This is a genomic window from Sinorhizobium sp. FG01 (assembly GCF_002531875.1).
In the GTDB taxonomy this organism is placed as follows: Bacteria; Pseudomonadota; Alphaproteobacteria; order Rhizobiales; family Rhizobiaceae; genus Sinorhizobium; species Sinorhizobium fredii_C.
Genome location: NZ_NWTB01000002.1, coordinates 40,535 through 63,195, shown reverse-complemented (window position 1 = coordinate 63,195; position 22,661 = coordinate 40,535). Strand labels below are relative to the sequence as shown.

General features: G+C 58.6%; 19 protein-coding genes. 12 read left to right on the top strand and 7 right to left on the bottom strand.

Annotation, left to right across the window (positions count from 1 at the left end):
* Positions 1–6 precede the first annotated feature (6 nt).
* The 6 genes from CO656_RS00430 to CO656_RS00405 all read left to right on the top strand — a co-directional run bounded on the left by CO656_RS00430 (position 7) and on the right by CO656_RS00405 (position 7,912).
* Positions 7–1,290, top strand: coding sequence for a capsular polysaccharide biosynthesis protein (locus CO656_RS00430; protein ID WP_234819610.1), 1,284 nt, complete (start codon positions 7–9; stop codon positions 1,288–1,290).
* 4 nt (positions 1,291–1,294) lie between these two features.
* The gene (locus CO656_RS00425; protein WP_097524415.1) at positions 1,295–2,065 is read left to right on the top strand and encodes an ABC transporter permease; all 771 of its coding nucleotides are present in this window, start codon (positions 1,295–1,297) and stop codon (positions 2,063–2,065) included.
* The gene (locus tag CO656_RS00420; protein WP_097524414.1) at positions 2,062–2,721 is read left to right on the top strand and encodes an ABC transporter ATP-binding protein; all 660 of its coding nucleotides are present in this window, start codon (positions 2,062–2,064) and stop codon (positions 2,719–2,721) included. The genes CO656_RS00425 and CO656_RS00420 overlap by 4 nt, the downstream gene beginning before the upstream one ends.
* The gene (locus CO656_RS00415; RefSeq protein WP_097524413.1) at positions 2,722–4,062 is read left to right on the top strand and encodes an RkpR, polysaccharide export protein; all 1,341 of its coding nucleotides are present in this window, start codon (positions 2,722–2,724) and stop codon (positions 4,060–4,062) included.
* A gap of 339 nt (positions 4,063–4,401) precedes the next feature.
* Complete coding sequence (locus CO656_RS00410; protein ID WP_158255699.1) at positions 4,402–5,199, top strand: FkbM family methyltransferase; 798 nt, start codon at positions 4,402–4,404, stop codon at positions 5,197–5,199.
* A gap of 112 nt (positions 5,200–5,311) precedes the next feature.
* The gene (locus CO656_RS00405) at positions 5,312–7,912 is read left to right on the top strand and encodes a CDP-glycerol glycerophosphotransferase family protein (RefSeq protein ID WP_097524411.1); all 2,601 of its coding nucleotides are present in this window, start codon (positions 5,312–5,314) and stop codon (positions 7,910–7,912) included.
* 127 nt (positions 7,913–8,039) lie between these two features.
* Here the strand turns inward: CO656_RS00405 and CO656_RS00400 are convergent, their stop codons facing one another.
* Positions 8,040–9,506, bottom strand: a complete 1,467-nt coding sequence (locus CO656_RS00400) for a stealth conserved region 3 domain-containing protein (RefSeq protein ID WP_097524410.1) — start codon at positions 9,504–9,506, stop codon at positions 8,040–8,042.
* A 185-nt stretch (positions 9,507–9,691) separates the two neighbouring features.
* Positions 9,692–10,654 (bottom strand): glycosyltransferase family A protein, encoded by a 963-nt coding sequence (locus CO656_RS00395; protein ID WP_158255697.1) that lies wholly within the window; start codon positions 10,652–10,654, stop codon positions 9,692–9,694.
* A 215-nt stretch (positions 10,655–10,869) separates the two neighbouring features.
* On the opposite strand from CO656_RS00395, the gene CO656_RS00390 reads away from it, so the two are divergent.
* Positions 10,870–13,230 carry a galactosyltransferase-related protein gene (locus CO656_RS00390; protein ID WP_097524408.1) on the top strand — a complete coding sequence of 787 codons (2,361 nt, stop codon included), beginning with the start codon at positions 10,870–10,872 and terminating at the stop codon, positions 13,228–13,230.
* Between the two features lie 201 nt (positions 13,231–13,431).
* A complete protein-coding gene (locus CO656_RS00385; protein ID WP_097524407.1) occupies positions 13,432–14,412 on the top strand; it encodes a capsular polysaccharide biosynthesis protein in 981 nt (326 codons plus the stop codon).
* A gap of 11 nt (positions 14,413–14,423) precedes the next feature.
* Here the strand turns inward: CO656_RS00385 and CO656_RS00380 are convergent, their stop codons facing one another.
* From CO656_RS00380 to CO656_RS00365, 4 genes are all read right to left on the bottom strand, one after another.
* The gene (locus CO656_RS00380; RefSeq protein WP_097524406.1) at positions 14,424–15,200 is read right to left on the bottom strand and encodes an ABC transporter permease; all 777 of its coding nucleotides are present in this window, start codon (positions 15,198–15,200) and stop codon (positions 14,424–14,426) included.
* Positions 15,201–15,494: 294 nt separating this feature from the next.
* Positions 15,495–16,025, bottom strand: coding sequence for a dihydrofolate reductase family protein (locus CO656_RS00375; protein ID WP_097524405.1), 531 nt, complete (start codon positions 16,023–16,025; stop codon positions 15,495–15,497).
* A 273-nt stretch (positions 16,026–16,298) separates the two neighbouring features.
* The gene (locus tag CO656_RS00370; protein ID WP_097524404.1) at positions 16,299–16,802 is read right to left on the bottom strand and encodes an SRPBCC family protein; all 504 of its coding nucleotides are present in this window, start codon (positions 16,800–16,802) and stop codon (positions 16,299–16,301) included.
* Positions 16,795–17,142, bottom strand: a complete 348-nt coding sequence (locus tag CO656_RS00365) for a metalloregulator ArsR/SmtB family transcription factor (protein ID WP_097524403.1) — start codon at positions 17,140–17,142, stop codon at positions 16,795–16,797. The genes CO656_RS00370 and CO656_RS00365 overlap by 8 nt, the downstream gene beginning before the upstream one ends.
* An 829-nt stretch (positions 17,143–17,971) precedes the next feature.
* On the opposite strand from CO656_RS00365, the gene CO656_RS00360 reads away from it, so the two are divergent.
* The 4 genes from CO656_RS00360 (at position 17,972) to CO656_RS00340 (ending at position 21,891) form a co-directional block, all read left to right on the top strand.
* Positions 17,972–18,373 (top strand): cupin domain-containing protein, encoded by a 402-nt coding sequence (locus CO656_RS00360; protein WP_097524711.1) that lies wholly within the window; start codon positions 17,972–17,974, stop codon positions 18,371–18,373.
* A 45-nt stretch (positions 18,374–18,418) separates the two neighbouring features.
* Positions 18,419–19,738 carry an epoxide hydrolase gene (locus tag CO656_RS00355; RefSeq protein WP_179864682.1) on the top strand — a complete coding sequence of 440 codons (1,320 nt, stop codon included), beginning with the start codon at positions 18,419–18,421 and terminating at the stop codon, positions 19,736–19,738.
* Positions 19,739–19,834: 96 nt separating this feature from the next.
* Complete coding sequence (locus CO656_RS00345) at positions 19,835–20,572, top strand: response regulator (protein WP_097524401.1); 738 nt, start codon at positions 19,835–19,837, stop codon at positions 20,570–20,572.
* Positions 20,569–21,891 carry an ATP-binding protein gene (locus CO656_RS00340; RefSeq protein ID WP_097524710.1) on the top strand — a complete coding sequence of 441 codons (1,323 nt, stop codon included), beginning with the start codon at positions 20,569–20,571 and terminating at the stop codon, positions 21,889–21,891. Before CO656_RS00345 ends, CO656_RS00340 begins: the two co-directional genes overlap by 4 nt.
* A gap of 77 nt (positions 21,892–21,968) precedes the next feature.
* Here CO656_RS00340 and CO656_RS00335 read toward each other — a convergent pair whose 3' ends face one another.
* Positions 21,969–22,634, bottom strand: coding sequence for a VOC family protein (locus tag CO656_RS00335; protein WP_097524400.1), 666 nt, complete (start codon positions 22,632–22,634; stop codon positions 21,969–21,971).
* Positions 22,635–22,661: the final 27 nt, after the last annotated feature.

The window sequence follows — 22,661 nt, the reverse complement described above, 5'->3', positions numbered from 1 at the left end:
AGAGTGGTGAGCAGAAAGGCTGCCCCTGAAATTTCCGGTGGCGCTTCTGTGAAGCGGCTGGCGACTTTTGCCGTCCATGTGACCGAGTGGAAGAGACCCTTTCTGGAGCGCTCGTTTCCCGACCGGCGCTTTCATTTTCTGCCAAAGAACCTGTCCGACTCGGATTTCGACCGGACTTGGAAGCCTCGCATTCTCCTGGAGGGGCCATGCGAGTTCTTCGTCTGGGGCGCCGCCTTGCCGCCGGCGCTGGCCGAAATCGCGACAAAGCAGAACATCCCTGTTTGCTTCGTCGAGGACGGCTTCCTTCGGTCAGCGCGGCCGAGCGCCAGCCGTACGCCTCCCCTGTCGCTAGCGCTCGACAGCAGGGCACCCTATTTCGATTGCCACCGGCCGTCCGATCTCGAAGTGCTGCTCTCAACCTATGACTTCGAGGCGGATGCGGCACTGATGGAGCGGGCGCGCGCCGGCGCCGCGCTGCTCCTGGAGAGCGGCATCAGCAAATATAATGGCGGGCTGCAGCGGACGGCGGAAGAACTCTATGGACCTAAGACGCGCAAGCGCGTGCTGGTGATCGGTCAGGTTGAGGACGATGCTTCGATCCGCTACGGCTGCCCAAGCCCGATGACCAACAACGACCTGGTGCGGCTTGCCGCGTCGGAGCAGCCCGACGCCCAGATCCTCTACAAGCCGCATCCGGACGTATTGAGCCGCGTTCGTCCGGCCCGATCCGACCCCGCCGAAGTCGCGCATCTCTGCGACGTGGTCACCGAGAGCTTGCCGCTGGCCGAGGCGCTGCGGACGGTCGATCATGTCTATACGATCACCTCGCTGGCCGGTTTCGAGGCGCTGATGCGCGGCATCGAAGTGACGACGGCCGGTTCGCCCTTCTATGCCGGCTGGGGGCTGACGGACGACAGGCAGTCCAATCCGCGCCGCGGCAGGAGGCTTTCGCTGGAGGCGCTTTTCGCCGGCGCCTATCTCCTCTATCCTCGCTACTTCGACCCCGTCACCGGAGAGCAAACATCATTCGAAGCGACCGTCGCCGCGATAAAGCGGCAACTCGAAGAACCCGATCTCAGACAGCCTTCCCGCCCGGCCTGGCGGCCGTGGGGCCCCTACGGCGTGCTCGGCTGGCGCCATCTGCTCACCGCGATGATGGCGCCGGCGATCCGCCATGCCGGCAACGACCGCGACGCCGAAGATTTCCGGGCCGACCCCATCGGCTTCTTCCGCAGCCTTTCCGACCGGCGGCTGCGGCTGATCGGCCACATTCTCTATCCCTTCGGGTGAAGCCGTGAGCTATTTCTCCACCCATATCCGCGTCGTCGGCGCCCTCCTTGTGCGGGAGATGGCGACGCGTTTCGGTTCGAAGCCGGGCGGCTATATCTGGGCGCTGCTCGACCCGGCGGCCCATATCCTGCTGATGACGATGATCTTCCGGGCGATCGCCCGCGCGCCCGCGCTCGGCACCAGTTTCGCGCTGTTCTTCGCGACCGGCTATATTGCTTTCCAGTTCTACCAGGCAATGACCAGCTATCTGAACAGCGCGGTTCGCGCCAATAGGGCGTTGCTCAGCTATCCGAACGTCGCGCCGATCGACACAGTCGTCGCCCGCTTCGTTCTGCAGGTCGGCACGACCTCGCTGGTTGCCGTCATCGTGCTTGGGACAATCGTTGCGAGCATGCGGGTCGATACCAGCCTTCACTGGCCAACAATCCTGGAAGCTGTGGCCATGGCCTGCCTCTTCGGCCTCGGCATCGCCATGATCAATTGCGTCCTTTTTCTCAAATACCCGCTTTATGAGCAGGTCTTCGGTATCGTCAACCGGCCACTCTTCCTAATCTCCGGAGTTTTCTTCCTGCCGGATTCGCTGCCCGCGCCCTACCGAGATCTCGTGCTTATCAATCCACTCGTCCACATTATCATGGGCTTTCGAAAGGGCTTCTACCCCGAGTATAGGGCGGTCGGCCTCGACATGACATATCTCTATGGAATCGCATTTCTGACATTGTTTGCCGGGATGCTGGTGTTCACTCTTTCCAGAAAAACGCTGAGAAACGAATGATACGGTTCGAGCAGGCGACGAAATATGCCCGAACCAAGGGCATCAAGAAGCCGATCATCGAAGACGCCTCGCTGACGCTCAATCGTGGCAAGAGCGTCGGGCTGCTCGGCCGCAACGGCGCCGGCAAGTCGACGCTGCTCCGGCTGATCGCCGGCGCGATCAAGCTCGACAAGGGGCGAATCGTCCGCCGCGGCAAGATCTCCTGGCCGCTCGGCTTCCAGGGCAGCTTTCAGACCTCGCTTACCGGCGAACAGAATGTGCGCTTCGTCGCCCGCATCTACGGCGTCGATACCGAAGAACTGATCTCCTATGTCGAGGATTTCGCCGAGCTCGGCCCCTTCTACAAGGCGCCGGTCGGCACCTATTCCTCCGGCATGAAGGCGCGCCTCGCCTTTGGCTTGAGCATGGGCGTCAACTTCGATTATTATCTCGTCGACGAAATCACCGCCGTTGGTGACGCAAACTTTAAGAAAAAGTGCCAGGCTGTCTTCGAGACCAAGCTTCACGATTCCGACTTGATCATGGTTTCACACAGCACCGGCACGATCCGCACCTATTGCGATTGCGGCGTCGTGCTGGAAAAAGGCAAGTTGACTTATTATGAGAATGTCGAAGACGCTATCCGCGCACACGACATAAACATGAAGGAAAACTAAATGGCGGCAAGCAAAGACGCGGCAGCGAACAAGCCAGGCCCCGCCGAGGCCGCCGATAAGCCAGCCACCACCTCCCCAGCCGCCAAGGGCGATGCCAAGAGCAAGGGCCTCGCCGTGCTCGAAGGCCTGCTCGGCAAGGAGAGCGCGCCGGTCATTCCGCTCCCGGGGCGCAACAAGCTGGAACCCGCCAAGAAGGCCGGCAAGAAATCGTGGTTGAAGAAACTCCGCTGGCGCCACGCCATCGTCGGTGCGTCCTTCCTCGGCCTCGTCGCCGTGCCGGCGACGCTCGCCTCCCTCTACATGGCCTTCATCGCTGCCGACCAGTATCACAGCACGACCTCCTTCGCGGTGCGCAGCATCGAGGGCGGCATGTCGAGCGATATCCTCGGCATGTTCACCCAGGCCTCCGGCGGCAGCACGGTTTCGGACAGCTACATCCTCATGGACTATATCCTGAGCGAGCGGATGGCGGCGGATGCCGACCGCAAGTTCAAGCTCGAGGATGTCTACGCCACCCGCGGGCTCGATTATTTCTATGGCATCGGCTCCGATCTGCCGATCGAGGACAAGCTCTACTACTGGCGGGACATGGTGAGCGTGAATTTCGACCACGCCTCAGGCATCATGCAGGTGATCGTCAAGGCTTTCGAGCCGAGGCAGGCGCGGGAGATCGCCCAGTTCATCGTCGACCAGAGCGACAGTCTCGTGAACAGCCTCTCGCTTTCGGCGAGGAACGATGTGCTGCGCGCCGCGCAGGACGAGGTGCTGGCGGGCGAAGCGCGGCTCTCAAAGGCCCGCGCGGGGCTGCGGGTCTATCGCGACAAATCGCAGGAAATCAGTCCCGAAGAAGGCGCAAAGCTCGCCGTTCAACTGATCGGCTCGCTCGAGCAGCAGCTGACGCAGCTTAACGCAGATCTTGCCACGGCAAAAAGCCAGATGGGCGATGACACGCCGCGAATCCGCGTGATCAAGACGCGCATCGAAAGCCTGGAGCAGCAAGTCGCCGTCGAGCGGCAGCGGCTAGGCACGGGCGAAAAAACCTCCGCCGCGGAAGACGCCAACGCGCCCGACGTCGCCGGCCGCATTGCCGAGTTTGAAGAGCTGGAAACCGAGCGCGAATTTGCCGAGCGCGCCTATACAGCGGCTTTGGGCGCTCTCGAGAAAGCGCGCGTTGAAGCGAACAACCGCCAACGCTATCTGGCGCTCTTCATCGAGCCGACGCTTTCGGAAATGGCGCAATACCCGAGCCGGCTGCTCAACGCGCTGCTGGTGACCCTGGGGCTCCTATTTGCCTGGGGAATTGGCGTCATGAGCTATTACAATATACGCGATCGGGCCTAGTCCGCATACATTTCGCTTTTCCCGCCTTGCCTCGGCATATGGGATTGGCGCCGGCAGCACCGGCGCCCCACGCTTGCCGATCTCTAAATCACGTGAAGGGACGCGCGGGGGCCCGCCCGCTTGCGTTCATCGATGAAGTCAAGCATAGCGCGCTACGCCGAGAGGTGCGGTTTTGACCATCCTTTCAGTGGAGGCTTTGCGATGGTCACTTGGCGAGATTTGCGTTAACCCCTTCCATCTCCCACAATCTAGTCGGAAGCGAGCGCTCTTTGAACTTGTCGAATTTAAGGCAACCCCTTACAAGAGGCGATCATAAGAACGCCAGAAGGGAAATTTACGTTGAGTTCGCTACTTGTCGGCGCTGTTTTAAGCCAGATCACAGCCACCGCCGCCCACTATGACCTGAAGAAAGAAGGCGAGCGCAAGCGATCCGCTCGGCATCTGAGGCAGCTCTTTTACGGCCTCCAGCGCGTTCTTCAGCCCGACAATTTTGTAGAAGCAGGAGCGAACGACGCGCAAACTTCGCTTGATATTCGCCGCTTGGTTCCCAGTGCAGCCATATTTGCCTTCGAGGCCAATCCCTTCAATCACGAATTCTTTTCAAAGCAAATCGACTTTTCGAGCCACAGAATCGCCTACCAAAACATGGCGGTAAGCGATGCAGTTGGAACAGTGTCCTTCAAAATTCTAAGACAGATGGGCGAAACGCTGATAGACCCGATTTCCGAGCGAAACTCAATCCTCGCTAGATCTGAACCTGACACCACTTACGAGGAAGTCGCGGTCCCTAGCACGTCGTTGGATAGTTACTTCAGCATTGCTCACGGAAGCTTCAGTCTATGGATAGACGTAGAGGGAGCATCTCGACAGGTGCTCACCGGTGCAGATCGAGTCCTGGCCAAAACGCAATCAGTCATCGTCGAGGTAGAATCGAGAGCCTACTGGTCACATCAATGGCTGTACCACGATGTGTGCGCCCATCTGATGGCTAGAGGGTTTGTGCCTGTAGCAAGAGACTACGAATACAAACATCAATTCAACATTGTCTTCCTCAAGGACACTATCTTCTCACACCCAGAAATCTTAAGCGAACTTGAATACTATCAAAGTGCTTTGGTGGGATCACGAAGGCCGTAGGAACGTAGCTTATTCCTCCTCTCCCATTAATCCGGGCTTGCGCCCAGCGCCTCCATGCCCCAAAACGCTGCCTGCACAGGAAGATACAACGACGCAGGGTCCCACGACACCCATGAATGCCATATACAGTTTCCTCGATCGCTATCTCGCTGCCCCCCTCGAAAAACGCATTCGGTCAGGTGGGATGCGAGTACCGTGGATGAAGAAGCCTGGGCTGGTTCAGAAGGTATCGCTGGTCGTACCTTGCTACAATGTGGGTAAATACGTAGACGACTTCTTCAAGTCGATTACCTCTCAATCTACAGGCACTGAAAATCTAGAAATCGTCGTCGTTGACGATGGGTCAACTGACAACACAGCACAGCGCGTCGAATACTGGATTCGACGCCACCCTGGTTTGATCCGTTACCATAAGCAGGCTAATGCCGGGTCAGCCGCCGCTCGTAATGCCGGGGTTTCCCTCGCTACCGGAGAGTGGATATCTTTTCCAGACCCAGATGATCTCCTGCACTGGCATTATCTCCACCACGTAAACAGGATGATCAAGAAAGGCAGTTCACGTCGCCTTGCGATGATATGCTGCAATCTACTTGTCTTTTTGGAAAAGACAGGTGTCACGAAGAACTCTCACGCACTGAAGTATCGTTTCCAGAAACCTGAAACGTGGCTGAACGCAAATTCCATGGGGGACCATATCCAACTTTCGGTCGCCCATGCCGTTTTCCGTCGAAACGTAGTCAGTGACAATGACCTTAGCTTTGACGGAAGAATCAAGCCACGCTTCGAAGACGCGAATTTCATAAATCGATATTTGTTGCGGTGCCCGGACGCTACCGTCGTGTTCTTACGCTCGGCGATCTATTATTACAGAAAACGGCAGGACCAAACCTCGCAAATGGATAATGCTCACGGCCGCCGCGAGTTTTACACCAATCAACCCATCTATGGGTGGCTGGGTCTTCTGTACGATGCTGCGGAACGGGGGGCGACCATACCAAGATTTGTACAGCGTACTATCCTGTACGATACGACCGGCCATATCAGGATTGCAATGTCCAAGCCTCACCTGATGGCCTTCCTTTCAGATGAGGACCGTGGGGCTCTTCGCGCCAGCCTGTATGAAACGTTTTCGTTTATCGATCCTGCAAACATTAAGGATTTTGGCCTCTCTTCCTTCCATGAAGAGATTCGTGTCGGAGCGCTTAACCTTTTCAAGAAAGCCACTCCTGATCGGACTATGGTCTACATTAAAGAGTTCGACGCCAGTGCCGGCATGGTCAAGCTTCTGTATTTCTCCGAACGGCCAGCGGATGACCTGATCGTGACGGTCGGCGGGAAAATCTGCGAAAAACTCTTTACCAAATCGATCAAGGCAGAGATCTTCGGGGAGGAGTTTTATCACGAGCACTCCTTCTGGATTCGTTTCAGCAGCGGCAAACTGAATGCCAGCCGACACATAGCGACGGAATTTCGTCTTGCTGGCAGAAGCATTCAAGGCGGCGTCAGCATCAATGATATTATATGCGCGTTTTCTCCCGCCATTCCGCATCAAATGTCTACGCGAGGACGGGCTAATCGCACCTATGCCCTCGCTCCCTCTGCCGTCAGCAAGTTCGAAGACTGCTGGGTATTGATGGACCGAGCCGACAAGGCTGGAGATAATGCGGAAGCTTTTTACAGGTATCTCCGAGATACGCAGAAGGCTGTAAGGGCCGTATTTGTGTTAAGCCGCAGTTCTTCGGATTGGCAGCGGTTAAGTGATGACGGCTTCAATTTGGTCGACTTCATGTCTCGAGACCACTTCGCCGCCCTCGCCAATTCGAAATTTCTTTTGAGTTCCCACGGCGACAGATTTATCGCTCGACCCTTCGACGGGGCGCAGTATAGCGACTTAATGACCTACAAATTTGTATTTCTACAGCACGGTGTCATCGTTCACGACCAGTCTGAATGGTTCAACGATATGATGCCACGGATCTTGGTCACATCGACGCCGCAGGAGTTCAACTCTGTTGTCGGTGAGGGATCTGGCTATCGTCTGACTAGACGAGAGGTCCGACTGATCGGACTGCCACGTCATGACCAGCTTCATTCGGCGGGCGCAGCAGCGGAGAAGGACACAATCTTCATCATGCCGACCTGGCGTCAAAATCTCACCCATGTCGAAGGGATCGAGAACAAACGAAAGGTTATCCCCGGATTTGCTGAGAGCGAATACGTACGCCGGTGGCGGGCCTTTGTTAATTCGGAGCGGCTGCGAAACCTATGCCAAGCACATGGTAAATCGGTTGTCTTCTGCCCGCACCCAAATTTTGCTGATGACATCGAAGCGTTCAATCTTCCGTCGTGGATTGAGGGCCTGAACGCGTTACAAGCTGCCAGCCTGCAGCCTTACTTTGCCAGAACAGACGTCCTCGTCACGGACTATTCCTCGGTCGCATTTGATTTGGCTTTCCTTAATCGTCCAGTCATTTATTACCAGTTCGATCGGGAGACCTTCTACGCTGGGCACATCTATAAGACTGGATATTTCGACTTCGAGCGAGATGGTTTCGGCCCACTTTCTCTAGAGGAAGGTGATGCCTTGGAGAGCCTTGAGGCCGCACTTCGAGGCAATGAAGACCCGAGATTCGCACAACGCAGACAAGATACTTTCCCATTCCGGGATGGACTGTGCAGGGAAAGATTGCATAAGGAACTACAATATCTTTAAACAATGAAAGCGTCACATCGAAGTAAACGCGAATCCCTCGTCCAGCCGTAGCCGAGTTCCGAGTGGCGCTCAAGACGTGGAGCTAACTACGAGGGGGCCCAAAACTTCTGAGGCTTTGGAGGGTCGCCTAAATCTCAGCTGGAGATTTGAACGTATAGTGCTCGTTCAAGAATTGCTGCTTAAATCGGCGGAAAGCTGCATCGTTTGAGCTTCCGCCGCCGTCGTTCACGCAGAAGAATCGCAGCGAACTATACATCTTCCGCGATAAGAAGCGCTTGTAGTTCGTCGCTCTGACTATCATGGCCGACTCATCGATGTGAGCCGCACGCCCGTGCCACAAGGCAAAGTGATGGTAAAGGAATGAGGAGAAGGAAAAATCAGTCTTCCGCCGAAACTGCGCTTTCCTCGTCGTTTCCAACTGCTCTGGAAACGTTTTAACCATGTCAGCATAGACAGAGCGGGCGTAGGCGTGCGGCGTATGGCAGTGGAGTTTGCTGGGCAGAACGCCCGTGGTTTCGAACATCAGCCGTGCGCAATTTACAGCTGCATGCTGCCATTCCTCAGCCGTCCCAGTCTGGACCCGTTGCAGAAGATGCTCAATCACACCGCAGGTCTCCATTCTGCTGACAGAGTGCCCGTACGCGTTGAAGAAATCCCTTGGGCGAACCACCGCGGAAAGAAAGACGTCGTCATTGAAATAGACGTAGCGCTCGGATAAGCCCGGTATTTCGTGGAGGAACGTTTCAATCGCGTGCGAATTGAATAGCGGCAGATAGCGCTCGGGGACGACCTCGTGATGCGCAACCCATTGAACGCGGTCGGACGCTTTGAACCACGCAGGCGGGGCGCAATTGGTGAATATGAAGACCTTCCTGATCCACGGTGCGAACGTGAAGAGCGAACGTATCGAGTACTTCAACTCATCAACTTGTGTGAACCTGTCATGGTCAACGGTAGACACCGCGCGATAGGGTGCGATCATCTCGCGCCAACCTGGATCCTCTGCATTAACCCACGTGTAGACTGCGTCAATTGGCTCGACAAAGGCATCCGACCTGACCCCCGAGACACTATCCGCATCAAGAAGTTTTTTGATTGGTGCTACTCGGCCAATGGCCTCATAGGTATCCCCTGCCCGCCTCCACAGAGTGACACTGAAACGCTCAGACAGCCGGGCGTCCTTATCGACGATGGCAAGTTCGACGTAACCGCTCTGATTCTGCTTTGGCATCCACGCCTTGAAGCTCACGCGACTCACATCCCTCCACGTGCCGTCGTTCATCAATAGGTAAATCATTTCTCCCGCTGCCTCGGCGGTTCGCTTCATGGCCTCAAGTATGAAGGGGAAGGCTGTCGCGCTCAGGTCGACATCAGAATCAAGTCCCGACGCAGTGCGTGTAACGCCCAAATCAACGCTGCGAACCACATCAGCAACGCTGCAAGGCTCCCCCCGTGGCGCCGTTACAATGGCCCCTGCCCACGGATCCTCCTGCCGTCTCGGCACTAGCATATGCGGCAGACGATACCGCTTGATAAGTTCCTTTCTCATCAAGACGCTACCATTGTCGATCGCGCCCATCAATTTCTTCAGCATCAACCAATCCTGAGTGTGCTTGCATCCGCGGCGCGGATTAGCCTTCGAGGACCGACAAACAAGAGCTTATCAGCTTGAAAGGAAATAGGGCTTATGCGGTCTGAGGCGCGGAAGCAACTCACCCTTGGTCAGCTCTATCCTGGCTATCCATCGCCTGATGCGATCATTCCAGTTCGATTCCGCCCTCAGAACGTCACCAATCGTGCAGGCGAAACATAGACATCGATTTCACCCTTTCGCATCTTTGCATGGCGCTGCTGCATTGCCTCCCATGAGGCGGCAGCTTCAGCCTTTCTCGTGAACCTCACGACCCGCTCGCCGGCGTTCTGAATATCAACTTCCGAGAAAAACGAGGAGTTGTTGCGAAACAGCGCCTCATAAAGCGTTCGAAAAACAAGAAGCTCGCATCCCTTCCCGAAAGCGATTTTGATCCGCTCATAAAAATCCGCATCCTCACTGAGGTTGCTTTCCAGGAAAAATCCGACTCTGTCCAAGACTTCACGACGTGGAAACATCATGGAGATGATGCATTTCATGACGCGTCGATCGTTTATCTGCAGTCTCGCGCCGTCTTCGTTGACCCGGACATAGTTGCACAAGACCAGTTTCTTGCCTGGAAACTTCTGCAAGGCATCGCATTGCATCTCCAGTCTCGACGGCGCGCTGAAATCATCGCCATCTTGAAACGTGACGTAATCGCCGGTCGCGGCCTGCAGGCCGCGGTTACGGCTCGCCCCGGTTCCCAATTGGCGCGCGTTGGTTATGACGCGAATCCGGTGGTCGGCCCGAGCAATCTCACGAATGATCCCGAGTGAGCCGTCCGTACTGGCATCGTCGACGACGATAATTTCGAGATTGTTCAGCGTCTGCCGCGTCAAGCTTCGAAGCGACCGTTCGATGGTCGCCTCATTGTTTCGAGTTGCGACTATGACGCTGACACAGGGCCGCTGAATCCGCAAAAACTTGCGCCGAATGGCCTTGTATGGCCACCACCATTCGTACAATCGCTGGGGGTCAGCACAAATATCCGAGAGCTGGCCGTTTCGATCCAAGCTCTCGAAAGCTCTCACCACGATCGCGCCGCCGACAGGCAAGTTCCATCGCTTCATTCTTCTCAACGGAAATCGCCTGAATTCGCTAAGCGCCATCAACCTCTCCAGACCGACGAAATGGGCTCCCATTGGGCAATGTGTAGGTTTTATGACAGATATATGTCAATTGCCAGAAGGCTGTGTTTATGACCCGCCTGTGTTGGCGATCTCTCGGAACCGCGACCTGCTTGTCATCAGACTGTCATCGGCCCTGATCTAAGAACGGCAACCTCGCATTCCGTTGCCGCTCAAAGTTCGAAAGGTGCGCTCTGATGAGATATGAGAAGCCGTCGGCCTTCATGAACTCGACCGTCGAAAGTCCCCTCCTCACGGTCATAGTCACGATCAGGACGGCCTCGCACTATGACATGATCTCGCGCTTGAGACTCCGGCTTCTGGACACAAGCAGACCGGCGAGCGTCTCCTTCGTTGTGGTAGACGAGGGATCTCCGCCTGCAGATGCGGAGCGACTGGCGTCCGTCTGTCGTGAACTTGGGTTCGATTATCTTCGAGTCACTACCAACAAGCGGAACTTCTGCGCGGCGACGGCGCGCAACCTGGGTGCTACCCATGCACGCTCTACGTTTATCATGCATGAGGACATCGATCTCTTCGGCTATCCCGGCTACTATCAGGCTCTGCTGCGCGAGATCGAGTTACAAGGACTTACGGAGCACTCGAGCCGCTTTATTACCGTTCCTGCTCTCTATTTAAGTGCCGAAACGACGGAAAGGGTCTTAGCCGGCACTCTGTCAAAGGACGAGATCGTACACGACTTCCTTCTAGGCGGGACGCACGTTCGCACCTCTTTGCCGGCGAGTTCGGCGATCATCGTCAACAGGATGTATTATCTCTCGATCGGCGGCTACAACGAGCAGTTCAACGGTTGGGGTCTCGAGGATCTCGAATTCGCCTACAGGCTCGTACGAGGAGCAAACACATTCATGTCGCCTCAGGATCACGCCTGGCTGGTCGAGGCAGGTTACGCGACTGCCTCTTCCTACAAGGGCTGGCGCGCCCAATTCCGGCTCCACGGCGAAATGCTTTCCCGCAAGGGTCTCTTCGTCTTTCATGCGGACCACCCGAAGGATCCTGCCTGGCGAAATGCCGAATTGCACGGTGACAACAAGAAGCTGTTCGCGGCAAGCATCGAGAAGTTCGAGGCCGCAGGGCAGCATCTGCCTCCCCTTCCCGCTGCCGAACGCGGAAAATCGCTGATCTTCGGACGAGGCACTTTTGCTTACAACCCGGCGCTTTTGCCGCTTTGGGGAGGGTTGGAGGTCAGAAGCTATCAGCATTTCGATAATGTCGACATCGTTCACTATGTGCACGCAAACGACATCGATCGAGTGATTTTCACCAACCCCTACGCAAACGAATCGCGCTTGCGCGTTTACACGGATGTCCGAGAAGCGGGAATCCCCTTCTATGTTGTCGAACGGGGAGCCTTGACTGATTCGATGTTCATCGACGACACAGGCTTTTGCTGCGAAAGCACACGCTACAGCAGCCATCATTGGCCTCAGCACCTTGATGACGGACGCCTTCGCAGGGTTCAGGACTATATCGCCCGGGAGACCGAGTCGGATGCGACACTGGAGAAGCAGGGACAGAGGATTGGCACTCGCGCAGCACTCCAACGGCTGGGGCTTTGCGCGGACAAGAAAATCCTCTTCGTACCGTTCCAATCCAGATCGGATACGACCGTTCGCTATTTCGCCGGGGAAATCGGCTCTTTCGATAATTTCGTCGAACTCGTTCGCGAAGTGACAAAGAGTCTTCCTTCCGATTGGGCCGTCGTCTTCAAAAAGCATCCGCTTTCCTCGGTCCAGGAAACCGTGCCGGGAGCGATTGACGCGGGTGACATGCACATCAAGGATCTTTTGGCGATCAGTGACTATGTGCTGCTGATGAATTCCGGCGTCGGCGTCCTTTCAGTTGTGTTTGGCCGCCCCGTAATACACACGGCGCAAGCCTTCTATTCGGATGAGAAGCTCAACCGGAAAGCCGGGTCAGTCGATGAGGTCCTGCGATTACTCAAACATGGCTTCGATGTGGACGAAGACAGCCGGCTCCGATTTATTTCCTATCTGATCGAGGACTTTTACAGTTTCGGCAAATTCACGGTTTCCGAGAAGCAACATACAGACAACGCGAAACTGACGATCACCGACCGGATCGACTATTATCGTGTGAACCTGCTTGGCCAAAGAATTCTCGACACAGCCGATGATCAGCGGGTTCTTAACGTCAACGCACCTATCTACGATCCATTCCGCGAGTGGATCCGGTCGCAGCGATATTTCGAAGCCAGCAATGGTGACCCGGCTGTGCCTGCGAATTCGCGGGAGGCAGCGGCAAGAGCAAGGCAAGCCTTTTACCGCAAGGAATACGGGGAGGCCGCTCGCCTTTTCGATATGGCCGCCCAGTTGTCGCCGAACAAGCCAACGCACTTTCGCGAAGCGGCCGAGGCATTCTTTGCTCTGGGCGATAGGGAGAGCGCCCTCTCCCGTTTGCAGGCCGCTCGCCGACTGGCCCCCGACAACCCCGCGGTGAGCCGTCGGCTGCGCGAAATGCGTCGTCCGCGCTGGCTTCAGTTCGCGTCAAGACCATTTCCAATCCAAGCCGGGTAGTTCCTAGATACCCTGATCCCACTTCAATAACGGCGGGCCGACAGGTATAGGATGGCCGGCATCGTCCATGCTCCGCCCCCTGGAGACGGAGCAAATCATAGGTGAAGACCGGAGGACTCTTTGAAACGCCGAACGCCGACTAATGGCCTTGCTTCGAAGCCTCCCGTCTTTCTCTTCGGCTTCAGCCGCTGGAAAACCCACATGCGCGATTGGTTTCCGGAGAACGAAGTCGTCTTCGGCTGCGTAAAGGCTTGGCCACTCGAATTTGAGCTCTACTGGAAGCGGCAGCTTCTCCGCGACCCGCGCACCAGGGTATTGGCCTGGCAATATAAGGGACCGCCGAAACTCAAAGAGTTCTGTGTCCGCCATGGCATCTCGTTTCACTATGTCGAGGATGGCTTTCTCCGTTCGGTGGCGCTCGGGGCGCTCAGGGTGCCGCCGCTGTCGCTCACCTTTGATGCGCAGGACATGTACTTCAACGCTCAAGGGCCGAGCGATCTCGAGGACATCCTCAGGACCTACGATTTCGAGAACGACCAAGCGCTGGTGCGAAGGGCGAAGGCGGCGCGGCAGCAACTGCTTGCAAGCCGCCTCAGCAAGTACAATTCCGGCCATTCGCTCGACGTCGCCGCCGTTTATGGGGAGAAAACGCGGAAGCGCGTGCTCGTCATTGGGCAGGTCGAACGCGACGCGTCGATCGCCTACGGCTGCGCAACGAAGATGACGAACAACGATCTGGTACGGCTCGCCCGCCAGGAGAATCCGGACGCGCAAGTGATCTACAAGCCGCATCCGGAAGTGCTGAAGGGTACGGCGGAGGCGAAGTCCAATCCGGAGCTCGTGCGCGACATCGCAATGATCCTCAAGCAGGACATCAGCCTTGCCGACGCGCTCGAAACCGTGGATCACGTCTACACGATCACCTCCCTTTCAGGCTTCGAGGCTCTGCTGCGTGGAATCAGGGTGACGACCGTCGGCTGCCCCTTCTATTCCGGTTGGGGATTGACGGACGACCGCCAGCCCAACCCCCGCCGCAACCGGAATCTTTCGATCGATGAGGTCTTTGCGGCCGCCTATATTCTCTACGCGAAGTATCTCGATCCGGTCACCAAGACGCCGATCGAGATCGAGCAGGCACTCGACGTTCTCGCCAGAATGCGGGCCGAGCAGATGGTGGCCTGAACGGCCACGTCTTAAAGCCGCTCCTCTCTGATTTCCCGCATCGATACTGTCAGCAGCGCCAGCCCGGCAACGAAGCAGACGAGCGCGAACTCCAGCACATAGCCCTTGTCCAACCCGTCAGCGCGATATTCCGTATAGATTGCGCTCCGGAACCACATGATGATGTGCACCAGCGGATTGTAGAGCAGGTAATCACGGAACGGACTTGGCATTGTCTCGGGCAGGAAGAAGACGCCGGAGATCATGAAGATCGGGCGGTTGATGATGCCAAAGATCTGCTCGTAAAGTGCCGAGCGGGCGAACATCACGATATTGACCGTGCCAACGCCTAACCCCAGGACCGCGGCGGCGCCGGCGGCCTCGACCATGCCGGCCAAATCCATCGGCTGGCTGACGCCGCCGAGTTCGATGATCAGCAGGAGGATGAGCACCGACACGAGTGCGTCCGTCATCAGCTGCAGGATGAAACGCGACACGATCGCGTCGAAGGGCGAGACGACCGGATAGGAGAGCAGCGCTCTGTTGGCCTTCATCGTGCCAGCCATGAAGGAGGACATGCGCTGGTAGAAGGTGAAGGGCAGATAGCCGCTTGCGAAGAACAGCGGAAAGCTCAGGCCCAGCGCCGGCATGCGGGCGAATGCCTGAAAGATCAAGGTCATCATCGCGACATGGGCGACCGGATCGAAGACGGCCCAGAGATAGCCGCCCGGCTTCGAGCCGTAGCGTGTCGACATTTCGCGCACGATGAGGGCGGCCGTCACTCTGATGTGCTGTTCGATAAGCTTCACTTCTGGTCCCGCGCGGATTGTCGTTCATGCGATGCGATGAGGCGAGCGGTGATTTTTCCCGCTGCCGCCGGCATATTCCACAATCCGCGCTTGCTGGCAAATTTTGGGCAAGTGTCGCGCGCAGACGCGGCGCCGCTGAAACCCTGTGACAAGCACGGGGATGATGCCGGCCGATCCTTGGCCCGGCCCCGGCAGCTTGTCTCCAGAGGAATTCAACGTCGCCAACCGGCGCTCGACGTCTGCTCATTACAGCTTAGACCCCCGTCGGTGCGTTCCGCCGCGCGAGCTGCGTAATCAGACAGGAACATAGGTCAGCCTAATCACGTCCTCGCCAACCGGATCATTGGCCACAAGGCGGAGCGGCGGTCGGGGGCCGGCGAAGAATGGCGTACCGCGGCCAAGAACGACGGGGTGGATGTAGAGGCGATACTCGTCCACAAGACCAAGGTCGGTCAGGCTTCCCGCCAGGCCCGGTCCGGCAACGGCAATCTCCCCCGGAAGCCGAGCCTTCAGCCCGCGGATCACCGTCTCGATGTCATCCGCGACCAGCGTGGCGTTGGGGCCGGCCGACTTCAGCGAGCGCGACACGACCCACTTCGGTTGGCGCCGCCACGCCGCGGCGAACGCGCGTTCCTCCGCACTCCACTCAGGACGGTCTTCGTCCCAATAGCGCATGATCTCGTACATGCGGCGACCGTACACGCTGCCGGTCAGGTCGCGCACGTGTTCTATCCAGTGGCGAAAGAGCGCCGGGCCAGGTGCAAATTCCTGGTGGTCGACGTAGCCGTCCAGCGATTGGTTCATTCCAAAGACCAGCTTCGCCATGCTCCAAAATCTCCATCCCTGGTTCTTCAGAATAGCTTGAGCCGGCGTTCCGTGTAAGTGCGGTTGCGGCACGGGCTGCGTGCGGCTTGAACGCGATGAACCTCTAAAGTGAACCCAAAGCCTGAGTTCATCGGGCAACTCTCCGGTTTTCGAAGCCTCGGCGCGGCTCGACGAAAGCAATCCTACTTTCCTCTTCCCCGAGCGCCTGGATAACCACGGATACCAAGTGCCGAGCCGCCCCCGTTCCCTCCAGGCGAGTTTCCCCGACCCGCGCTACTCGCCTGTGCTGGAAAGCAACTCGTCGAGCTGCTCCAACTGCTCCGGCAATGCGGCCGCCGAACCCTGTAGTGCTTCCTCAAGCGCCTCCTTGGACGGATAGACTTCGTGGAAATTCAGTAGTGTCCTCCCGCCTTGGGCCTCGAAGGTCACGGTCGTGATCGCGCCCTCTTCGCCCTCGTCGTTGGTCCAGACGATGCGCTCGTTCGGCACCACCAAGAGATACGTGCCATAGAAGACCATGGTGTCCGAACCGCCGGCGCCGAATTCCAGGCGATATTTGCCGCCGGTACGGACGTCCATATCGCACGATACGAGCGAAACGCCGGATAGCGATTTTGGCACCCACCAGCGCTGGAACAGCTCGGGCTGGCTCCACGCCCTGTAAACCGTGCTCGGCGGCGCGTTGAACGTCCGGGTTACGACGAGTTCGCGATCCCCTCTGCGCTCGACTGACGTGCGGTTCTGCGCACCACCTGCACTGTCAACTTGCTCAGTCATCGCTTCCCTCCTGTTTCATTTCGCTGATGATTTCATCCAAAACTTCGAAGCGGTCTTCGAAGAGCTTGCGATGCGCCTCGATCCACTCGGCCTCCGCCTTGAGGCCTCGTTTCCCAAGCTTGCAGGTTCTCACCCGTCCGACCTTCTGCGTGACGACGAGCCCCGCCCGCTCGAGAACCTGGACGTGCTTCTTCATGCCGGTCAGCGTCATCTGGAATTTATCCGCGAGACTGGTGATCGACGCGTCCCCTCGCCCAAGCTGATCGATGATTCCGCGGCGGGTCGCATCGGAAAGCGCCGCAAACGAGAGATCGAGGGGAGGACTTGAATACTGAACCATCTAGTTCAGTGTATAACCTGGTCGCAGGGAGCGCAAGCGTCCCGAACTTTCCATGCCGGTCATCCGAGGTCATGCACCGCTGCGACGGCAGCAAAAAATCGTCTGCTGCGGGTCAAAAGCGGACCTTATGGCCGCTGGTGAACGAATGTCAGCCTGCCGGGTGCCGGCCCAAAATCGGTCGCTCACTCAATTTCGCCGAATGACCGCAATTGGCACTAAGCCGACGTACCTTGGTGGGGCGTTCCCGCGTCGTGCCACACCGCATGTCTAGCTCGATCGCTTGGCTTTAGCCCGCGTCGCCCATCGTGAGAGGATGCGCCGTGGCAAAGATGGGCTGACGGCGATGACGACTTGCAGCGTCTGTTCAGGTTACTGGAACCGATGGCTCAGGCTGGGGATCGTCGTCAAAACCCGCACGAGCCCGCAAAGCGGCAGGCACGACGACTAGATCGCCGGCCAAGCCAGCAAGGCCGTAGACGAGGAATGAACTGCTGGCTCTCGTTCCGGCAATGTGTGTCTGCGCCTGGGGGCTCAACGCCTATTTCGCGATCACCGGGTGGTGCTGTTGGGCGCGGCGATCATTTCGGCGATCATCATCGTAAGGGCATGGAAAGCCATCGTCGCCATCGCGGGGTTCTCGAGCTCCGGCAGGAACGCGGTGTCCCGCACTCGCCAGCCCCACCCGGCGCGAATTCGCCCCCGCTGCTTCCGCGACACATGTCGTTACAAAAGTCCTGCCCAGCAGACACATCGTCAATACACCCGGACGTTCAAATGGCGACGCTGGCTTCGAAAACGGCCTCGACCCAATATGCGAAAGGACGACCATATGAAAACGTCTCGGATCATCGCGGCTGCGCTGCTGATCGTTGGAAGCGGATTGGCGCTGCAGGCGGCCAAGGCGCAGCAAGCGGGAATTCAGCGTACCGATCTCGTGCAGCACGACCTCGATACGCCTGGCCGGGAGGCCGTCCAGGTGCGGGTCGATTTCGAACAGGATGCCGTCTCCATCAAGCACTCCCATCCGGGCGAAGAGATAGCCTATGTCCTCGAGGGCTCGTTGGAATATCAGCTCGAGGGGAGAGCACCGGTCATCCTTCATGCCGGGGAAGCATTGTTCATCCCGGCCGGAGTGGCGCATGTGGCGAAGAATGTCGGCAGCGGCAAGGCATCGGAACTTGCGACATATGTTGTCAAGAAAGGCACGCCGCTGGTCGTTCCGGTCAAGTGAGCGTTCGACATGGATATTGAGAACCACCTGGAAGGAAGTGCGAAGATGACCGCACAGGAATCGACCGGAGCGTCCGCGCTGTCCCGCCGGGCTCTGCTCTTGAACGGAGCTGTGGCGGCAGCCTTTGCGGCGTTTCGCCCTGCGCCTGCCCTCGCCCAAGCGGTTGCGCCGGCGACCGTAGTGGCCGATTCCATTCGCCCCTTCCGCGCGGGTGTGCCCGCGGCAGCGCTCGTCGACCTCCGCCAGCGCCTTGTCGCCACACGCTGGCCCGACCCGGAGACGGTCGATGACCGATCCCAGGGCGTGCAGCTTGAGAAGCTTCGGTCCCTCGTCGGCTACTGGCAAAGCAGTTACGACTGGCGCAGGGCCGAGGCGAAACTCAACGCCCTGCCGCAGTTTGTGACCAATATCGACGGCCTCGACATCCACTTCATCCACGTCCGCTCTCGTCATGCAGACGCATTGCCACTCATCATGACTCACGGCTGGCCCGGTTCGGTTTTCGAACTGCTAAAGGTGATCGGTCCGCTGACCGATCCGACGGCACATGGAGGGACCGCGGAGGACGCCTTCCATCTCGTGCTTCCCTCCCTTCCCGGCTTCGGCTTTTCCGAAAAGCCGAAAGGCACTGGCTGGAACCCGGACCGCATCGCCCGCGCCTGGGACATTCTCATGAAGCGCCTTGGGTATCAGGACTACGTGTCACAGGGCGGCGATTGGGGTGCCATCATTTCTGATGCGATGGGCCGCCAGGCTACTCCGGGTTTGCGCGGCATCCACGTCAACAGGATCGAGCGCTCTACCACCCTCCCGCAGGAAGTCGCCAAGGCATTGAAAAGCGGTGATCCTGCACCGGCGGATTTGAGCGCCGAGGAGCGGGCGGTGTTTGACGAGGCCAGGGAGTTCCTCGGCAAAGGCTTTGGCTATGCGGCAATCATGGGGACGCGTCCGCAAACCGTCGGCTACAGCCTCGCCGACTCACCGGTCGGATTGGCAGCGTGGATCTATGACAAGCTCGCCGATTGGGTGTTCACCCGGGGCGAACCGGAACGCGCGTTGAGCCGCGACGAAATTCTCGACAACATCACGCTCTACTGGCTGACGAACACCGGGACCTCGAGCGGCCGGATATATTGGGAGAACAGCGCGGGCACTGCCAAGTTGGTCCCTATCGCGATCCCGGCGGCGGTGACGATTTTCCCCGGAGAGGTGTACAGGCCGCCGAAGCGCTGGGCGGAACGCGCCTACCGCAACCTGATTTACTACAATCGCGTGGACAAGGGCGGCCATTTCGCCGCCTGGGAGGAGCCGGACTTGTTCAGCGCCGAGCTGCGCGCCGCTTTCCGGCCGCTGCGTCGACTCTAGCCTTCAGTCGACACAGGCGCACGAGCCGGTGAATACTGCTACCACGGCGTTTTCATTTTGATAAGTAATGACGGGTCGAACGGTGGAGATCGCGCCATGGAACACGTTGATCATGTCTTGGTCGTGGATGACGATCGGGAAATCCGGGAGCTCGTGTCGAGCTATCTGAAGAAGAACGGCCTGCGCGTAACCGCCGTCGCCGACGGGCGGCAGATGCGCGCGTTCCTCGAGGCCAACACGGTCGACCTCATCATCCTCGATCTCATGATGCCGGGCGACGATGGCCTCGTTCTGAGCCGCGAGCTGCGCGTCGGCAGACACAAGGCGACACCGATTGTCATGCTGACTGCCCGCTCAGACGAGATGGACCGCATCATCGGCCTGGAAATGGGCGCCGACGACTATCTTGCCAAGCCGTTCTCGGCGCGCGAGTTGCTCGCCCGCATCAAGGCGGTCCTGCGGCGCGCGCGCATGTTGCCGCCCAATCTGCAGATCTCGGAAGCCGGCCAGCTGCTGCGCTTCGGTCAATGGAAGCTCGACACGACGGCAAGGCATCTCGTCGATGCGGACGGGACCGTGATTGCGCTCAGCGGTGCCGAGTATCGGCTGCTGCGCGTCTTCGTCGACCATCCACAGCGCGTCCTCAACCGCGATCAGCTCCTCAATCTGACGCAAGGACGCGATGCCGAACTCTTCGACCGCTCCATCGATCTCCTGGTCAGTCGGGTGCGCCAGCGTCTCGGCGACGATGCCCGCGAGCCGACCTATATCAAGACGGTCCGCAGCGAAGGCTATGTCTTCTCGATGCCGGTCGAAATCGTGGAGCCGCGCTGATGTCGGCGGCCGCCCTCAAAGGAATTCGCCTTTGGCCGCGCACACTCAGGGCGCGGCTGTTCATAATTCTCCTTGCCGGTCTCGCAATCGCTCACGCCATGTCGTTTGCGGTGCTGTTTTCCGAGCGGTATGTCGCCGCGAGGTCGGTGATGTTCAATACGCTCGAGAACGACGTCGCGACGGCGATCGCCATCCTCGACAGGCTGCCTGCCGCCGAGCGCAGCGCCTGGCTGGATCAACTTGCTCGCGGCTCCTACCGGTTCCTCCTGGGGCCAGGCATGCCCGGCAATCCAGTGCTTGAGCCGAACGACGCCGAAGTCGCCTCCAAGATCCAGGCTGCAATAGGCGCGAAATACCCGATCGAAGTTCAGTCGATTCCCGGCGCGGCCCGCCGTCTCCAGGCGCATCTTCGCTTGAGCGACGGCGAACCACTGACGATAGACGTCACCCCAAGGGGCGTCATGCCCGTAGCCGACTGGCTGCCTTACGTGCTCGTGGCACAGCTTTCCCTTTTGGTGTTGTGCAGCTGGATCGCGATGCGCCAGGCCATCCGGCCTCTCGCCAATCTGGCGAAGGCCGCCGACACGCTGGACCCGAACAGCAACACGCCGCGTCTCAGCGAAACCGGACCAACGGAAGTGGCCTACGCGGCGACCGCCTTCAATTCGATGCGGGATCGCATCGCGCAGTATCTGGAAGAGCGCGTGCAGATCCTTGCTGCGATCTCGCACGATCTACAGACGCCGATCACCCGCATGAAGCTGCGCGCCGAAATGGCCGATGAATCCGCCGAGCGGGACAAGCTGCTCCAGGACCTTGGCGAAGTCGAGCGCCTCGTCAAGGAAGGGGTTGCCTATGCGCGCAGCACCCACGGCACGGAGGAAAAGGCCTCACGCATCGATCTCGCCTCGTTCATCGAGAGCCTCGCATATGATTACCAGGATACCGGCAAGGCCGTTACCATCGGCGAATTGAGCCACGGCGCGATTGCGACCCGGTCGCACGCGCTAAGGCGAATTCTCACCAACCTGATCGACAATGCGCTCAAATTCGCCGGCAGTGCGGAAATCGAGGCTCAGCGCCAGGACCGCACCGTCTTTATAAGAGTGCTCGATCGCGGTCCCGGCATTCCGGAGGACCAGTTGGAAGCCGTCCTGAACCCTTTCTTCCGTCTGGAGCAGTCGCGCAACCGCGACACGGGGGGGACTGGCCTCGGTCTTGCGATCGCCGATCAGCTCGCGACCGCGATTGGTGCTGCGCTCACCTTGCGCAACCGCGACGGCGGAGGACTGGTGGCGGAAATCAGTCTCCGACAGTAGAATCCTCGGCCCCCGTGGCTACACACCAGGGCGGCCTCGGCCGCCCTGACATGGAATCCGTTAGTGCAGCAGCCCATTCACGCGGGCTGCGGCTCGCCCGTCTGCTCTCGGACGATGTACTCGGCGTACCAGATAGGCCAATCCTCGTCACGGTGACCGAGTTGCTTCTCGTATTCGCCGTGGGCGGCCTCTGCGCGCCGGAAAGCGCTTGCCAGATCCGCGGCGGAGGCGAATGTCGTGGTGCTCGCGTCGATCCGCCCGGGCAACCGTGTGGTGACCTCCTGGAACAGCCAGCCGTTGCCATCCGGATCGCGGAACGAGGCATAGGAGCGGTAGCTACGGCGCTCGGGATCAGCCCCGCCAACCCTGTGTCGCCCGAACAGATAGGGCTCGTCTTTGCCCGCGTGCACGTCGCCCGCATGGAACACTTCGCTGATATCGACGCCGCGGCGGCGCAAATCCTCGCGGGCGGCCTCTATGTCGGAAACGATCAGATACAGCCCCTGGGCGGAGCCCGGTTGCGCGTCGGTGACATTCTTTCCGAAGATGACCGAGGCGCCGGATCCGGGCGGGGTGAACTGGATCACGCGGTAGCCGTCATCCCCGGCAAAATCGGCATCGAGGCGCCAACCGAGGTTCGCGTAGAATGCCTTTGCGCGTTCGACATCCGAGACGGGGACGACGATGACCTCGAGCTTCATGTCGATCGGCCGCGTTCTTTCGCTGTTGATTGCGGTGGTCATGCTTTTCTCCTTGTGTTTGGAAGCGCC

Bases quoted from the DNA above. Each gene is read 5' to 3' on its own strand.
- CO656_RS00390 (WP_097524408.1), top strand. From the start codon at position 10,870: ATGAGATATGAGAAGCCGTCGGCCTTCATGAACTCGACCGTCGAAAGT.
- CO656_RS00395 (WP_158255697.1), bottom strand. From the start codon at position 10,654: ATGGCGCTTAGCGAATTCAGGCGATTTCCGTTGAGAAGAATGAAGCGA.
- CO656_RS00370 (WP_097524404.1), bottom strand. From the start codon at position 16,802: ATGACTGAGCAAGTTGACAGTGCAGGTGGTGCGCAGAACCGCACGTCA.
- CO656_RS00420 (WP_097524414.1), top strand. From the start codon at position 2,062: ATGATACGGTTCGAGCAGGCGACGAAATATGCCCGAACCAAGGGCATC.
- CO656_RS00365 (WP_097524403.1), bottom strand. From the start codon at position 17,142: ATGGTTCAGTATTCAAGTCCTCCCCTCGATCTCTCGTTTGCGGCGCTT.
- CO656_RS00360 (WP_097524711.1), top strand. From the start codon at position 17,972: ATGAAAACGTCTCGGATCATCGCGGCTGCGCTGCTGATCGTTGGAAGC.
- CO656_RS00405 (WP_097524411.1), top strand. From the start codon at position 5,312: ATGAATGCCATATACAGTTTCCTCGATCGCTATCTCGCTGCCCCCCTC.
- CO656_RS00345 (WP_097524401.1), top strand. From the start codon at position 19,835: ATGGAACACGTTGATCATGTCTTGGTCGTGGATGACGATCGGGAAATC.
- CO656_RS00335 (WP_097524400.1), bottom strand. From the start codon at position 22,634: ATGACCACCGCAATCAACAGCGAAAGAACGCGGCCGATCGACATGAAG.
- CO656_RS00375 (WP_097524405.1), bottom strand. From the start codon at position 16,025: ATGGCGAAGCTGGTCTTTGGAATGAACCAATCGCTGGACGGCTACGTC.
- CO656_RS00355 (WP_179864682.1), top strand. From the start codon at position 18,419: ATGACCGCACAGGAATCGACCGGAGCGTCCGCGCTGTCCCGCCGGGCT.
- CO656_RS00385 (WP_097524407.1), top strand. From the start codon at position 13,432: ATGCGCGATTGGTTTCCGGAGAACGAAGTCGTCTTCGGCTGCGTAAAG.
- CO656_RS00400 (WP_097524410.1), bottom strand. From the start codon at position 9,506: ATGCTGAAGAAATTGATGGGCGCGATCGACAATGGTAGCGTCTTGATG.
- CO656_RS00415 (WP_097524413.1), top strand. From the start codon at position 2,722: ATGGCGGCAAGCAAAGACGCGGCAGCGAACAAGCCAGGCCCCGCCGAG.